Source organism: Streptomyces sp. SM10 (assembly GCF_002910915.1).
In the GTDB taxonomy this organism is placed as follows: domain Bacteria; phylum Actinomycetota; class Actinomycetes; order Streptomycetales; family Streptomycetaceae; genus Streptomyces.
On sequence record NZ_NEUF01000156.1, the window covers coordinates 1 to 14,312 of the forward strand.

Sequence of the window (14,312 nt, forward strand, 5' to 3'; positions counted from 1 at the left end):
CTCTGTACGTTATCGTGTACGTCATGAAGACGATGAGTGTCACCGAGCTACGCGCGGGCATCGCCGACGCCCTCGACGCGGTGGAGAACGACGCCGAGGAGCTGGTCATCACCCGGACCGGCCATGAGCCGATGGTCGTCGTCTCGCTCGCCGAGTACGAGGCACTGAAAGAGACCGATTACCTGCTGCGGTCGCCCGCGATGGCCGAGCGCCTGCGCAGGTCCATCGAGCAGGACCGGGCCGGCCAGGGTGCACTTCGCGAGCTGGTGGATCCCGATGACGAGGCCGGGCGTGGCGCCGCGTGAAGGTGCTGTTCGTCGACGACGGCTGGAACGATTACCTGTGGTGGCAGGGGAACGACCGCAAAATACTGAAGCGCATCAACCAGCTGATCGCCGACATCGACCGGGGCGGCCACGAAGGAATCGGCAAGCCCGAACCGCTGCGGAACGACCTCTCCGGCTACTGGTCGCGGCGTATCAACTCCGAACACCGGCTGGTGTACCGCATCGATGAGAACGCCGTCATCCACGTGGTGGCGTGCCGCTTCCACTACGAACGGTGAACCAGGCGCATACCCACGGGCCATGCCTCGGCTCTTGACAGCGCCCATCAGCCTTCGCAGGACGCAGGCACGGGCTCACGATCCACACGACCAGGGCGCGACCGCTTACTCGGGGGCGTATCGGACGCTGAGCATGGTCGTGATCCCCTGCTCCACGATGACCTCGCGGGCATACGCTCCCGGGAGCGAGCATCGCCCCTACCCACCCCGGAGGAAGGAATTCGGGCCCTTGACGGGAAATCAGGTCGACTCGCGCACGACGAGTTCGTTCGGCATGATCACCGGCCGTGTGGGGCCGCCGTCGATCAGACCGAGGAGCAGGTGGACGGCAGCGGTCGCCTGGTCGGCCATCGGGCTGCACACCGAGGTGAGCGCGGGACTGGTGTAGGACGCGGCTTCTATGTCGTCGAAACCGATGACCGCCACGTCTTCGGGGACACGTCGGCCCGCTTGTCGGAGGGTGCGCAGCGCTCCGATCGCCATCAGGTCGTTGGCCGCGAACACCGCATCGAGGTCGGGATCGTCCTCCAGGAGCTGCCGCATGGCTTCGGCACCGGATGCCCTGGTGAAGTCGCCCAGTGCCACGATGGAGCGACGGCCGGTGTCACGCAGCGTCTGACGGTAGCCATCGAGGCGCTCCCGCGCCTCGTACAGTTCGAGCGGACCGGTGATCGTGGCGATCCGGCGCCGACCGCGCTCCAGGAGATGACCCACGGCCAGCGCCGCTCCGCCGGCGTTGTCCAGCGCGACGTACGGGACGTCCTGTGCGGAGGTGCGGTTGAAGGACACGACGGGCAGGCCCTGCCGGGCGAGTGCGGCCGGCAGCGGATCCGTCCCGTGCAGGGCTACCAGGAGCACGCCGTCCACATGCCCGCCGGCGATGTACTGCACGACTCTGGTCCGGCTCCGGTCCGATTCCGCGAGCATGAGCACGAGCCGTTTGCCCGCCGTCTCGAGCTCCCTGCTGACGGCGCGGACCACGGCGGAGAAGAGGGGGTCGTCGGAGACGACTCCTTGAGGCGGGTCGGACACCACCACGGCGAGGGTGTCCGTGCGGCGGGTGACGAGATTGCGTGCCGCGCCGTTGGGCACGTAGCCCAGTTCGTTCACGGCGCGCATGACGACGTCTCGGATCTGCGGGGCGACCGTCGTCTCGCCGTTGATGACCCGGGAGACACTCGATTTGGACACACCCGCACGGGCGGCCACCACATCGAGAGTGGGGCGTTTCATGCCTGTCCGTCCCCTGTGCCGCCGCCCGGGTTCGTGCGCGGGGCGGGTTTTCTCATCAGGGCGACCTCCGGCTCTGCGTCATGGCGATGCGGGAAGCGTATCCGCAGGCTGGGGCGACATGAGCGCGCCCGGAAAGGTCTCTCCCCCAGCGGCACCCCGGTGGCCGTCGGCGTGCCGCGTAAGCCATGAGGGATCGCTCCCTCCGCGCGTCGCAGATGTTACGCCACTGTTTTTTCGAGGTGAAGAAGGTATTGACAGCCTTCATCGACCCCTCCATCCTCCCTCTCAGGGAGCGCTCCCTGACTTCCCCCACTTGAGGAGTCGCCCATGCAAGCGCCGCTGCGCCGCTTCAGCTTATTTTTGGCCCTCGCGGCCGCACTGCTCACTTTCATCGCCCTCCCGACCTTTCCCGCACAGGCGGCGGAGGTGCTGCTCTCTCAGGGAAAGCCCGCCACCTCATCGAGTACCGAGGGGCCCTTCAGCGCTCGTAGCGCCGTCGACGGCGACCTCGGGACGCGCTGGTCCAGCGCCTTCGCCGACCCGCAGTGGATTCAGATCGACCTCGGGGCGAGTGCCGGGATCAGCCGGGTCGTCCTCAACTGGGAAGCCGCGCACGGCACCGCGTTCAGGATCGAGGTATCGAGCGATGCGGAGAGGTGGACCGTCGTCCACCAGACAACCGCGGGCACGGGCGGCACTCAGAACCTGGCCGTTTCCGGCAACGGCCGCTATGTGCGCATGTACGGGACGCAGCGCGCCACCGCTTACGGCTACTCACTGTGGGAGTTCCAGGTGTACGGCACCGGCGGCGATCCGATACAGGCTCCGCCGCTGCCGAGTGACCCCGCGAACCCGCCGCGGCTGGTGTGGAGTGACGAGTTCGACGGCGCCGCAGGCGGCAAACCCGGCTCCGCGAAGTGGAGGGCCGACCCGGGCACCGGGCCGAACAACGAGCTGGAGAACTACACCGACCACCGCAACGCCGCACTGGACGGGGCGGGACACCTGGTGATGGAAGCACGCAAGGAGGTCACAGCCGGATCGTCGTGCCCGCGTGACCCGCTGAGCGGCAGCACCACCTGTCAGTACACCTCGGCGCGGATGAACACCGGCGCGACGTTCCAGTTCACCTACGGGCGCGTCGAAGCACGCATCAAGGTTCCCAAGGGCAACGGTCTGTGGCCCGCCTTCTGGATGATGGGCGGCGACTTCCTGACGGGCCGGCCGTGGCCGTACAACGGCGAGATCGACATCATGGAGATCCTCGGCAAGGACGTGAAGACCGCGTACTCGACCGTCCACGCGCCCGCTTACAACGGCGGGGGTGGAATCGGCGCGCCATACACACTGCCCGGGAACGAAGACTTCTCCGACGACTTCCACACCTGGGTCGCCGACTGGAACAGCAAGGGCATCACCTACAGCCTGGACGGCCGGACCGTTCTGACTCTCGACAAAGAACAGGTGGAGCAAACACGCGGACCGTGGATCTTCGACCACCCCCACTACCTGATCCTCAACCTGGCGGTCGGAGGTGACTGGCCGGGCCCGACAGACGCCAACACCCCCTTCCCCGCCAGAATGCTCGTCGACCACGTGCGGGTCTACCAGTAACCCCTGGCCGCCCGGTTACCGCGAAGGTCCCGGGCGGCTTCGCCCGCCCCCTGTGGGCGACGGTTCGAGACACTCGAATCCCCTTGCGGGCAAACGCCGCTGTCCGCCTCCCGCTCTCCCATCGCTGTACTTCGGCGAGCAGACCCGTCACCCCCGATGCCCGTAAGGAAGTGAAATGCGCAGAGATCCCGTTCATCTGTACACACTGTTGGTGAGCACTCTGGCGGTCGTACTGGTAGCCGCCCTGAGCTTGACCGTGTCGACCCAGCAGGCCCAGGCCGCGACGGTCACCGTCCAGGCCGAGTCCTACTCAGCCCAGTCGGGTGTCGCCTCGGAGGCGACCGGGGACACCGGGGGCGGGCAGAACGCCGCGTTCCTCGCCAACGGCGACTGGATGCGCTTCGACAGCGTCGACCTCGGCGCGGCCGGCCGGCTGACGGTGTCGGCCCGGATCGCGTCCGCCGTCGGCTCGGGCACGGTCGAGTTCCGGACCGGCAGCCTGACCGGACCACTGCTCGCCGTCATACCGGTCTCCCCGACCGGTGGTTGGCAGACCTGGGCGACCCAGGCCACCGACGTCACCACCCATCCCGCCGGTTCACAAACGGTGTTCGCCGTGCTGCGCAGCACGGCGACCGGTGACTTCGTCAACATCAACTGGTTCTCCTTCGTCGGCGCGGACGACAGCCCGGCGGCCGGATGGGTCCCCATCGACCAGGCCAAGTGGGACGCCCAGTTGGCGCAGTTCCGTGCCATGACGCCCGCCGCGGTGCCCGCCGGTATTGTCCGTGTCCCGGAGTTCAACGCCACCTGCTCCTACAGTCACTCCAAGCCGGACGACCCCATCGTCCTGCCGGGCCTGCCCGGTGCGTCCCACATGCACAGCTTCTTCGGCAACAAGAGCACCGACGCGTTCTCCACGACCCAGTCGCTGCTGACCAACACACCCACCACTTGCACCCCTGCCAACGACCTCTCGGCGTACTGGATCCCGACCTTGTACGAAGGCGACAAGGCCGTCGAAGCCGAGAGCATGATCGTGTACTACGGTTCCCGGCTCGTCGACCCCTCGGCGACCGTGCCCTTCCCGCAGGGGTTCCGCATGATCTCAGGCAACGCCAAGACCCAGACGCCCACCCCGGCGGGCTCGCCGGGCCAGTACTGGTGCGCCGGCGAGGGCGGTGAGATCGGCCGCAGCGCCGACGGCAACTGGCCGCGCTGCGCCCCGAAGGCCCATCTCACCCACCAACTCGTCTTCCCAGACTGCTGGGACGGCAAGAACCTCGACAGTCCCGACCACACGTCGCACGTGGCGACCACCTACGACGGCAAGTGCAGCGGCGCCTACCCTGTCGCCATCCCCAACCTCTCCTTCGTCGTCAGCTATCCGACCAGCGGCAGCACAGCGGGCTTCCGGCTGGCCTCGGGCATGGCATCGTCCATCCACGGCGACTTCTTCAACGCCTGGGACAACGCCGGTCTCGGGCACCGCGTGAAGGACTGCATCACCCAGAAGGCCAAGTGCAACTCCGCCGGCACATTCTGACCCTGTGGTCGGCATGCGCCATGGTGGTGGCGCTGCTGGCCGTCGGCTGCACCTCGCAGCCGACGGCCGGCTCGTCGCCGGGACCGGCCTTCAACGCTACCGACACCGCTTGGATCCTGTTGATGATCCCCATGGCCGAGCGCGCACAACTCCTGACCGAACTGGCTCCCTCCCGCACGGCGGACCCGAGCCTGGCCAAGCTGGCGGCGGAGACCGGATCGACACTGCGCGAAGACCTCCGCCGACTGCGCGCGGTGCTGCGTCTCTCAGGCGTCCCCGATACCCACCCCCACGAGGGGCACAACATGCCGGGCATGGTGAGCCTCGCCACCCTCGAAAAGGCTGCAGCCACGAACGGTCAGGCGTTCGACCGGCTTCTCTCCGATGCGCTGCGCGCCGGCTTCACGCAGTCCCGGTTGCTCTGCGTTGGCGAGCAGACCCATGGCCAGGCCGACGAGGCGAGGGAACTGGCCGCAGCCATCGCGAGGAGCACGGCCGAGCAGAGCTCCCAGCTGGACGAACTGCGAGCAGCGCAGCCTGCGACGTCCGGCGACGAGACCACGCGGGACAACGGAATCACGGCGATCGAGGCCGGACAGGCTGAGAGCGTGTGGGCTGCCAAGCAACTGGGCCGGCCAACCGTCAAGGCGTGATACTCGATCGGACCGAGTCGTTCGCGCACAGGATCAAACCGGCGGGAGGTGCGGACCGCTGCACAACGCCCTTTCAGGCAATGGCCACAAAGAGCCAGGTCAGACGCTCCTGATCACGCTGCCAGGATGCGACAGCGGTTCAGCACCGCACGGCGCGCGGCGAATACCGCACGGAAAACAGCCGTGAAGACCGCGTTTCCGCAGGTCAGGACGTTTCCGTAGGGTAAAACTGGTGGGGCGGGTGGGACTCGAACCCATGAGCGTGACGCCTCTCACCTGCGACGATGAGAATTGGGGACATAGTCATCCGTTTCCATCCGGCTGCATCCCTCTCGATTCCGCTCGGAAGGGGATCGGTTAGGCGTTCGCCACACCACCCCGTCCCCCGCCGTGTACGCGCCCTGGTTCCGAGGGGCACGGCGAGGTTCTCACCTTGCAGCACCATCGGATCGTCTCCGCACGGCGGTGGGCCGAGCTGTCCCCCTTGGCCATAAGAAATGACACTCCGTAGCGAGGCGCGTCTTCGCCGGCGTCCGGCGGTCCGACCGAGGGCTGCCCGTAGACGAGTGCGACGATTCCGACGGACTCCCTCGAAGCTCTCCCGAACCAACGCAGTCGTGGTGACCGCTTCCTCGATGGAGCCCGGCGCCTCCCCGGGATGTCGAAGATCCTTTACTTCGTGAATCGTTTGATCACGCGGGTATCGTGGCGCGCCAGGCGACTGTCTATGAGTACACGGGGTGTGGACCATGTCGTTCGAAGAGGAGTGGGGCTAGCTGAAGGCCGCCGCCGCGATGAGGCTGAATTCGGCCGGCGACAGTGGCGGTCCAGGGGCGGAGAAAGGCTCGGCCGACTACGTGGTCCCGGACGACGAACTGGGGCACATCGGCCACGCCGCCTTCGGCCTGTTCGACGGCCTCGAGTCGACCGGTAAGCACGCGAAGGCGGCCAGTGAGACCGCTGGTACGAGCCTCAAGGGCGACGGGTTCGACACCGGCGCGGCATTCACGGAAGTGATCGGGACGTGGGAGACGCAGGTGAAGACCCTCCTCCAGGCGTGCGCCCATATCTCCAACCACCTCGACTACGCGAAAGCCTCGAACAAGGCCGACGACGAGTGGATCGAGACGCAGCTGCGCATCGTCGGCCCCGTCGCCCCGGAAGCAGACGAGGCTGTTCCCGCCTCGCAGATCAGCAAGTACTTCCAGTAGGGAGCCGCCGCGCCATGCCCACCTTCGAACAGCTCCTCACTGCCAGACTCGGCCCGCTCGACACGGCGGTGACCCAGTGGACCGAGATGATCGGCAAGCTGACCTCACCCCTCCAGACCGACGCCTCGGCCATGAAGACCAAGGCCGACAAGTCCAGTTGGATGGGCGAGAACGCCACCGTCACCAAGGAGTTCGTCACCAAGACCGCCAAGGAATTCGATGACGCCGTCATTGAGGCAGAGTCCGTACGCGACCTCCTCAAGGACGCCCACACCCTCTTCAAGACAGCCCAGGACGACCTCAAGCACACATACGAGAACCCCCCCTCCAGGTATCACCATCTACCCCGACGGCGTCCTCAGCCATCGAATACACCCTGACCGCCGAGCCAAGGACAGCACAGAACCCCTCGCAACCGAAGCACAGTTCGAACAGTTGCGCGGCAAGATCAACGGGATCCTGAAACGCGCCAACGAAGCCGATGAACTCTGCGCCTGGGGCCTGCGCGCCCTGATCAAGCACCACCTCAACGACTTCGGAAGCACCGACCTCAGCGGTGTCGCCGACGCCAGGAAGATGCGCGCCGAGGAGCAGCAGCAGGCCCAGAACGGCCGCGAGGCCGCCAAGCTCTACGCCCGCTGGGAACACCTCGACGACGGCGAGCGCGAGCGGCTCCTCACCCTCGCCGAGGAGGGCAAGGACTCGCCGGCGTTCGCCGAGCAGCTGATGACGAACCTCAGCTACCGAGGCCGCGAGCAGCAGGACGCCGTTCTGCTGCTCGCCAGCAGCCTGGAGTCGGGCGGCCGCGACGGTCAGCTCTCCAGCAGCGACGCCCGCCTCTACAAGGCTCTCTCAGGCTCCCTTGCCACCGCCACCGGACCCGACTCCTCGATCGGCTCCCCCGGCGGGGTCACCGCGGCCTGGACCGACAAGCTCATCAGCACGGCTCGTGATGGCAACGGCCTCCCTCGCCAGCATCCCGGGGCCATCGGGGGCGGCGCCGCGACCCTGAAGGACCTCACGGACCTGATGGCCGCCGACGTCGGCGACAAGGCTGTGTATGACCCGAACAAGGACTCCAAGGAGAAGTCCTCGCCCTGGAAGAAGGACGAGGGCGATCCGGTCTACAGCGAGGCGTTCCTGACCGAGGTGGGCGACACCATCCGTGAATGGGAGACGGACAACGACGACGCCTACGACGGCGTCATGAAGAACTGGCAGGGCACACAGGAGGACCCGATGAAGGGCTTGCTGAACGCCATGAGCCGCAACCCGTCCGCCTCCACCCATTACTTCGACCCGGACACCACCGACAACCTCAAGTACTTCCTCGAAGACCGGGAATGGCCCGGCGGCGAAGTAGAGAGCAAGATGCCGGACGAGACCCAGTACACCTCGGCCCGCGCCGAACTCGGCCTCGCCCTCGAGTCCGCGGCCACAGGCCGCGTTCCCGGCTCACCGATGCACCCGGTGCCCGTACACCACGACGCCGCCGAGACCGCGATCTTCGAGCGGGTGATGGGCGAGTACACGGAAGCACTCCACAAGGACCAGAGCGCCGTCCCAGTCTCCATGCGGCTACCGATGGCCGACATGATCGCCGACTACGGCTCCGACGTGCACCAGATCCTCGGCAAGAAAATGGACGGGCCCACCGACTTCAACCAGCTCGAGATCGACCGGGGCGACCTCACCCGGATCATCCGCGCCACAGCGGAGGACCCCAACGCCTACAAGATGATCCACGCCTCGCAGAGCGTGGTCACCAGCGAGGGGCTCAACCACTTCCCGGCGGACTCCTTCCGCAAGGAGGACCCGGAGCTCCGGGCATGGGTCAAGCAGTCCGCCTCGGTACTCGGCCACCTTGACGGCGTACGCGGGGACGTCATCTACGACCTGGGCCAGGCGGAGAAGGACGCCAACGCCTACAAAAGGGTGCTCAATTACCACATCGTCGGCGGGCTGCTGACCCCCATCCCGATAGCCGGCGACGCGATTCAACGTTCGGTGGACGCCGGCCTCAACAACCACCTGAACGATCAGAACGCAAGGGTCGACGCCGAGACCCGCAACAACATGATCAGGCATTACGACTACAGCGAGAAGCAGATGTACGGCATGTTGCGCAGGATGGCAACAGAGCGCGGTCTCTCAAAGGAAGAGCTGGACGCGAGTCCCGGCGAGTACGAGGACCACCTTCAGTCGATCACCGAGCAGTGGTACCAGAACGGCATGGGCGACGCCGACAAGTGGATGGGGCAGTAACCGATGGACAAGAAGTGGCTGCCGCTGACCGTCGTGCTCGGCGCCGCCGGGGTGGCCGTGGTGACGGCGAGCCTATGGCCCGACAACGAGGAAAGGCCGCCACTGCCGCAGACCCTGTGTCACGGTGCGCTCAGCCGGGAGACGGCGGGACTGATCGACGACGGCAAGGGAGGCGAGGTCAGCGCGGAGGAGTGGGAGAGCAAGGGCAAGACCACTGACTTCGCGGTATTCAAGGGATGTTCCGTCCTGCGCGCCAACCCAGACAACGACTATCCCCGAGGCGTCTACAAACTGCTCATAGAAGACACCCCGAGCGCCCCGTACAACAAGAAGGGCTCCGTCCCTCTCGGTCCCGGGTTCACCGGCTGGGCACTCCCCGACCAAGCCGAGGTCACACTGCCCGCCGGCTGCGCCGCCCGCATGGGCTCGACCTCCCCGTACATCACAGCGTCACTCGAGGTGCCCTCACAGGAAGAAGAGCGCCTGGCCAGACTGAAGGAGAAGAGGCTCGTCGACCCGGACACCGCGACGCGCAACAACGCGACCGTGATGCGAGAAGTGGCCACCAAGCTAGCCAAGCGGTACAACTGCGCCGCTTGACCTCGCCCCGACCGCTCAGTTCGCCCGCCGCCCCGCTTCGCCACGGCGGCGGGCGAACTGAGCGCAAGGCCGTCATCCTTCCGGTCGTCGACCTCGGCGGCGGGCCGGCGGCTCTAACCCCGGCCCACGGACCGTCTGTACCCGGCAGATTCCGACTGCGACGCCCACTCCAGCTCAGACGGCCCGGCACGGCCTCGAGGGCGCACCCCCTCGGCACTCCGCCTCAACCGAAACTGCGTGCCCGGCGCCTGCGGTCAGACCCTCGCAGTACGCCACCCGACCCGACCCGACCCCACCGACACGTAGGGCACATCTCCACCCGTGCACGAGATCCTCCGCACGGGTCTGAGCGATCGGTCCCACCATCTCCCCGGGCGGCCGTGGGACCACTCCACAACGCACTCACGGAAGCTTGGCTACAAAACCCCAGATCAAAGCCGCTCAGAGCCCTTCGATGCGCGAGGCCCCCCGTTCGCCACACCGCTTCCTATCCACCCCGCACAAGCACCGCTCTCGAGAAGTAGGGGGACGATCCCGCCTTCAGCATCACCGGATCACCGACGCGTTGCAGTGGGCACGGCTGGGTGAACCGTTCCGGGTTCGATAGAGACTTGATTCCGTGAAAGGATCGAGTCATGGCACGTCCTTCCTCCTATCCCGTTGAGCTGCGCAAACGAGCGGTCCGTATGGTCGCCGAGGTCCGCGGTGACTATCCGAACGAGTCAGCCACCGTGAGGGCGGTCGCCCAGAAACTCGGGATCGGTTCGGCCGAGACCCTGCGGAACTGGGTGAAGCGGGACGAGATCGATTCCGGGAAGCGGCCGGGGACGACCACGGAGGAGTCCGCGCAGATCAAGGCGATGAAGAAGGAGATCGCCGAGCTGAAGCGAGCGAACGACATCCTGAAGGCTGCGGCGTCTTTCTTCGCGGCCGAGCTCGACCGGCCACACACACGCTCGTAGCGTTCATCGACGAGCACCGGGCCCGCTTCGGCGGTGTCGAGCCGATCTGCCGCGTGCTCACCGAGCACGACTGCACGATCGCCCCCTCCACCTACTACGCCCACCACAAACGGCTCCAGGCCCCGTCCGCCCGCACGGTTCGCGATGCGGAACTGAAGCCGCTCATCCGGGAGATCTTCGAGTCCAACTACCGTGTCTACGGAGCCAGGAAGGTCTGGCGTGAGCTCCACCGCCAAGGCCACGTCGTTGCCCGGTGCACGGTCGAACGCCTGATGCGTGAGCTCGGCGTCACCGGCGCGGTCCGTGGGAAAAGGATCATCACTACGATCCCGGACAGCTCCGTCGAGCGGGCACCGGACCTCCTGGACCGCAACTTCGTCGCGCCGGCCCCGAACCGCTGCTGGGTTGCCGACTTCACCCACATCAGCACCTGGTCAGGAGTGGTCTACGTCGCCTTCGTCGTGGACACCTTCTCCCGCCGGATCGTCGGCTGGTCCGCCGCCACGTCGAAGGAGACACGGCTCGTCCTGGACGCCCTCGACATGGCTCTGTGGCAACGCGACCGCGACGAACAGCCGCATCAGCGGGGCGAGTTGATACATCACTCCGATGCCGGGTCGCAAGGTGAATTCAACTGGTCGTCGCAACACCTTTGATCACGGAGGTGTGCAGTGGGACTGCCGAGGAAGCAGATGCCACCGGCGCCATCCGGCGCGCGGCGGCAGTGGGCCGCGGACAGGGCGATGCGGCCGCCGATGCGCTCACCGGGTCGGCCTGAGCCATCGCGTTTGGTGCAGCGAGAGTTCTGGCGCCTGATCGCATCTGGGATCACCTCTGTGCAGGCCGCCGAGGGGGTCGGCGTGTCGGCACCGGTCGGGATCCGATGGTTCCGACACGCTGGCGGGATGGCGCCGCTGAGTCTGGACGAGCCCTCGGGCCGCTACCTGTCGTTCGCCGAACGCGAGGAGATCGCCCTGCTCAAGGCTCAGGACAAGGGCGTGCGTGAGATCGCCCGGACGATCGGTCGCGACCCCGGGACCGTCTCTCGTGAACTGCGTCGCAACGCCGCGACCAGGGGCGGAAAGCCGGTCTACCGCGCCGTGGTCGCCCAGTGGAAAGCGCAGCAGGCCGCGAAGCGCCCCAAGACGGCGAAGCTCGTGGACAACGACCGTTTGCGTGAGTACGTGCAGGACCGGCTCGCCGGTGACGTCCGCGGACCCGAGGGCACGATCGTTCCAGGTCCCGCGACGCCGCCGTGGAAGGGCCTGAACAAGCCCCATCGTCAAGACAGGCGGTGGTCAACGGCCTGGAGCCCGGAGCAGATCGCACGCCGGCTGCGGGTCGATTTCCCTGATGATGAGTCCATGCGTATCAGCCACGAGGCGATCTACCAGTCGCTGTTCATCGAAGGCCGAGGTGCTCTCAAGCGCGAGCTGGTCACGTGTCTGCGCACGGGCCGTGCCCTACGGCAGCCAAGGGCGCGGTCCCGGAACAAGCCACAGGGCCATGTCACCGCTGATGTCGTTCTGAGTGAGCGCCCGGCCGAGGCAGGCGACCGCGCTGTCCCTGGTCATTGGGAGGGCGACCTGATCATTGGGACGGGCAGATCCGCGATCGGCACGCTCGTCGAGCGCAGCAGCAGGTCCACGCTCCTGGTCCACCTGCCACGGCTGGACGGCTGGGGCGAGAAGCCCTCTGTGAAGAACGGCCCCTCACTCGGCGGATACGGGGCGGTCGCGATGAACGCGGCACTGACGGAGTCGATGACCAGATTGCCCGAGCAACTACGCAAGACCCTCACCTGGGACCGCGGGAAGGAGCTCTCCGGCCAGGGCCTCGGCGAAGTCGTGTAATGCCCGGTTTGTGATCGTGAGGGCCCAGGAGGTGAGGGGTGCCGAACGTCCACGAACTTGAGTGCTGGTAGCTTCGCGCCCGTGATCGTGTATCCGCTGTGGCATGTCGGCCACCAGAACGAAGCTGGCGGTGACGGCTCGACAGTGCACGTCGATGAGAGTGGCGTGTTCTGCGACGAGTCGGACGGCGATGACGTAAAGCTGCTCGGTATCTACTCAACCCTTGAACGGGTTGAAGAGCGTGTGCGTCAGGCTCGACTGCTACCGGGCTTCCGTGATGAACCGGAGCGGAATATTTCAAGTCCAGTGAGACGGTTGTGGCGCTATGAGGTTTGTGGTGCGGGTTCACGTCGCTTGGCCGGGTCGTTGATCCAGGCGGTCTGGGGTATTGCGGGTGGTCGGGGGCGGCGGCCGAAGCGTTCGGGGTGACGGGCGTAGGCCCCGGTGAGGGTGACGGCCCGCTGGTCGCGGACCTCCTCGGCGGTCCCGAAGTGCACGCTGGCCGGCGTGTGCCAGCCGATGCCCGAGTGCCGGTGCTCGTGGTTGTAGTACGCGATGAAGGCGTCGAACCACTCGCGGGCGTGGGTCAACGAATCGAACCGTTCGGGATAGTCCGACATGTACTTCGTGGTCTTGAACTGGGCCTCGCTGTAGGGGTTGTCGTTGGAGACCTTCGGCCGGGAGTGCGAGCGTGTCACCCCCAGATCGATCAGCATCTGGGAGACCTTCTTGGAGGTCATCGAGGTGCCGCGGTCCGCGTGCACGGTGTCGGGCACGATCCCGTTGCGGGCGATGGTCTCGCGGATCAGCTCCTCGGCCCGTTCGGCTGATTCGGCCCGTTCAACGGTGTGGCCGACGATGTAGCGGCTGAAGATGTCGATGATGACGTAGGCGTGATACCAAACGCCCTTGGCCGGTCCGGCCGCCTTGGTGATGTCCCAGGTGAACACCTGCGACGGGGCGGTGGCCACCAGCTCGGGCACCGCCCTGGCGGGGTGGGTGGCCTGCCGCCGGCGTTCGCCGGACTGGCCCTGCTCGCGCAGGATCCGATACATCGTCGAGACCGAGCAGTGGTAGCGCCCGGCGTCCAGCTCGCGGGCCCAGATCTGGGCGGGCGCCAGTTCGGCGTACTCGTCGCTGTTCATCAACTCCAGTACCGCAGAGCGCTCTTCGGCCGTCAGCGCCGAGGGTTGCACTTGCGGTTTCCTGGGTTTCCGCTGCGGCGGGGGCCGCAGCCTGCGGTAGTGAGTGGCCCGCGACCGGCCGGTCAGCCGGCAGGCGGCGGTAATGCCCAGCTGGTTCTCGACACCCGTGAACGCGGTGTCCACCACCGGGTCGACGACGTGTCTCAGTCCGCGCTCTCGGAGATCATTTCCAAGAGCGCAGAAGCTTTTCCCATCACCTCGAGCGCGGCCTTATTCCGGGCCAGGTCCTTCTCGAGCCGTGCCACCTGCTGCCGCAGCTTCTCGTTCTCCACCTCCGCGGCGGACTTCTTCGCGCGGGCCGGGCTGGTCCGGCGGTCGACCAGGTTTTCCAGGGCCCCTGCATCCCGGGCGGCCCGCCACTCCTTGACATGCGAGTGGTAAAGCCGTTCCCGGCGCAGGACCGCACCCTTCTCGTTCCTGGGCGCCGCGTCGTACTCGGCGACGATCCGCAGCTTGTACTCCGAGGTGAAACTGCGGCGCTTCGGCCTCGGCGCCGGGTCGGACCCGGCCGTTTCGGTGCTGGTCATAAGGGGCGATTCTCCTGTCGTGCCTTCTCAGGCTAACCCGACAGAGCGGGATGTCTCACCCAAGGCTGGCAGAGAGGG

Annotated in this window: 14 protein-coding genes and 1 pseudogene; 12 read left to right on the forward strand and 3 right to left on the reverse strand. The window is 66.7% G+C overall.

All coding sequences use genetic code 11. The features are described from left to right. Positions 1 to 2: 2 nt before the first annotated feature. Positions 3 to 305, forward strand: coding sequence for a type II toxin-antitoxin system Phd/YefM family antitoxin (locus B9S57_RS24920; RefSeq protein ID WP_374935984.1), 303 nt, complete (start codon positions 3 to 5; stop codon positions 303 to 305). Then, positions 302 to 565: a Txe/YoeB family addiction module toxin gene (locus tag B9S57_RS24925; protein ID WP_103517207.1), complete on the forward strand. Its 264-nt coding sequence runs from the start codon at positions 302 to 304 to the stop codon at positions 563 to 565. Before B9S57_RS24920 ends, B9S57_RS24925 begins: the two co-directional genes overlap by 4 nt. 240 nt (positions 566 to 805) lie before the next feature. Here B9S57_RS24925 and B9S57_RS24930 read toward each other — a convergent pair whose 3' ends face one another. Next, complete coding sequence (locus B9S57_RS24930; RefSeq protein WP_103517838.1) at positions 806 to 1,798, reverse strand: LacI family DNA-binding transcriptional regulator; 993 nt, start codon at positions 1,796 to 1,798, stop codon at positions 806 to 808. Positions 1,799 to 2,125: 327 nt separating this feature from the next. Between B9S57_RS24930 and B9S57_RS24935 the strand changes: the two genes are divergently transcribed. The 10 genes and pseudogenes from B9S57_RS24935 to B9S57_RS24975 all read left to right on the forward strand — a co-directional run. Further along, a complete protein-coding gene (locus tag B9S57_RS24935; protein ID WP_103517839.1) occupies positions 2,126 to 3,412 on the forward strand; it encodes a family 16 glycosylhydrolase in 1,287 nt (428 codons plus the stop codon). 211 nt (positions 3,413 to 3,623) lie between these two features. Then, positions 3,624 to 4,958, forward strand: a complete 1,335-nt coding sequence (locus B9S57_RS24940; protein WP_241195234.1) for a DUF1996 domain-containing protein — start codon at positions 3,624 to 3,626, stop codon at positions 4,956 to 4,958. Between the two features lie 20 nt (positions 4,959 to 4,978). Then, complete coding sequence (locus tag B9S57_RS24945) at positions 4,979 to 5,611, forward strand: DUF305 domain-containing protein (RefSeq protein ID WP_124276594.1); 633 nt, start codon at positions 4,979 to 4,981, stop codon at positions 5,609 to 5,611. Between the two features lie 794 nt (positions 5,612 to 6,405). Beyond that, on the forward strand, positions 6,406 to 6,822 hold the full coding sequence (locus B9S57_RS24950; protein WP_241195233.1) for a hypothetical protein: 417 nt from the start codon (positions 6,406 to 6,408) through the stop codon (positions 6,820 to 6,822). A 14-nt stretch (positions 6,823 to 6,836) separates the two neighbouring features. Next, positions 6,837 to 7,202, forward strand: coding sequence for a hypothetical protein (locus tag B9S57_RS35775; protein ID WP_241195232.1), 366 nt, complete (start codon positions 6,837 to 6,839; stop codon positions 7,200 to 7,202). Between the two features lie 55 nt (positions 7,203 to 7,257). Next, entirely contained in the window at positions 7,258 to 9,087 is a 1,830-nt protein-coding gene (locus B9S57_RS24955; protein ID WP_258036549.1) for a DUF6571 family protein, read from the forward strand. A gap of 3 nt (positions 9,088 to 9,090) precedes the next feature. Beyond that, on the forward strand, positions 9,091 to 9,687 hold the full coding sequence (locus B9S57_RS24960; RefSeq protein WP_103517842.1) for a hypothetical protein: 597 nt from the start codon (positions 9,091 to 9,093) through the stop codon (positions 9,685 to 9,687). 635 nt (positions 9,688 to 10,322) lie between these two features. Beyond that, entirely contained in the window at positions 10,323 to 10,649 is a 327-nt protein-coding gene (locus B9S57_RS24965) for a transposase (RefSeq protein WP_103517843.1), read from the forward strand. Positions 10,650 to 10,654: 5 nt separating this feature from the next. Continuing rightward, positions 10,655 to 11,305 (forward strand): IS3 family transposase, encoded by a 651-nt coding sequence (locus B9S57_RS24970; RefSeq protein WP_241195267.1) that lies wholly within the window; start codon positions 10,655 to 10,657, stop codon positions 11,303 to 11,305. A 36-nt stretch (positions 11,306 to 11,341) separates the two neighbouring features. Further along, positions 11,342 to 12,475: pseudogene (locus tag B9S57_RS24975) on the forward strand (IS30 family transposase); the annotation flags it as partial. Positions 12,476 to 12,825: 350 nt separating this feature from the next. Here the strand turns inward: B9S57_RS24975 and B9S57_RS24985 are convergent. Next, the gene (locus B9S57_RS24985; protein ID WP_103517196.1) at positions 12,826 to 13,833 is read right to left on the reverse strand and encodes an IS3 family transposase; all 1,008 of its coding nucleotides are present in this window, start codon (positions 13,831 to 13,833) and stop codon (positions 12,826 to 12,828) included. Positions 13,834 to 13,850: 17 nt separating this feature from the next. Further along, complete coding sequence (locus tag B9S57_RS24990; protein WP_103517197.1) at positions 13,851 to 14,234, reverse strand: transposase; 384 nt, start codon at positions 14,232 to 14,234, stop codon at positions 13,851 to 13,853. Positions 14,235 to 14,312: the final 78 nt, after the last annotated feature.

Bases quoted from the DNA above. Each gene is read 5' to 3' on its own strand.
- B9S57_RS24930 (WP_103517838.1), bottom strand. From the start codon at position 1,798: ATGAAACGCCCCACTCTCGATGTGGTGGCCGCCCGTGCGGGTGTGTCC.
- B9S57_RS24935 (WP_103517839.1), top strand. From the start codon at position 2,126: ATGCAAGCGCCGCTGCGCCGCTTCAGCTTATTTTTGGCCCTCGCGGCC.
- B9S57_RS24945 (WP_124276594.1), top strand. From the start codon at position 4,979: ATGGTGGTGGCGCTGCTGGCCGTCGGCTGCACCTCGCAGCCGACGGCC.
- B9S57_RS24950 (WP_241195233.1), top strand. From the start codon at position 6,406: ATGAGGCTGAATTCGGCCGGCGACAGTGGCGGTCCAGGGGCGGAGAAA.
- B9S57_RS35775 (WP_241195232.1), top strand. From the start codon at position 6,837: ATGCCCACCTTCGAACAGCTCCTCACTGCCAGACTCGGCCCGCTCGAC.
- B9S57_RS24960 (WP_103517842.1), top strand. From the start codon at position 9,091: ATGGACAAGAAGTGGCTGCCGCTGACCGTCGTGCTCGGCGCCGCCGGG.
- B9S57_RS24965 (WP_103517843.1), top strand. From the start codon at position 10,323: ATGGCACGTCCTTCCTCCTATCCCGTTGAGCTGCGCAAACGAGCGGTC.
- B9S57_RS24990 (WP_103517197.1), bottom strand. From the start codon at position 14,234: ATGACCAGCACCGAAACGGCCGGGTCCGACCCGGCGCCGAGGCCGAAG.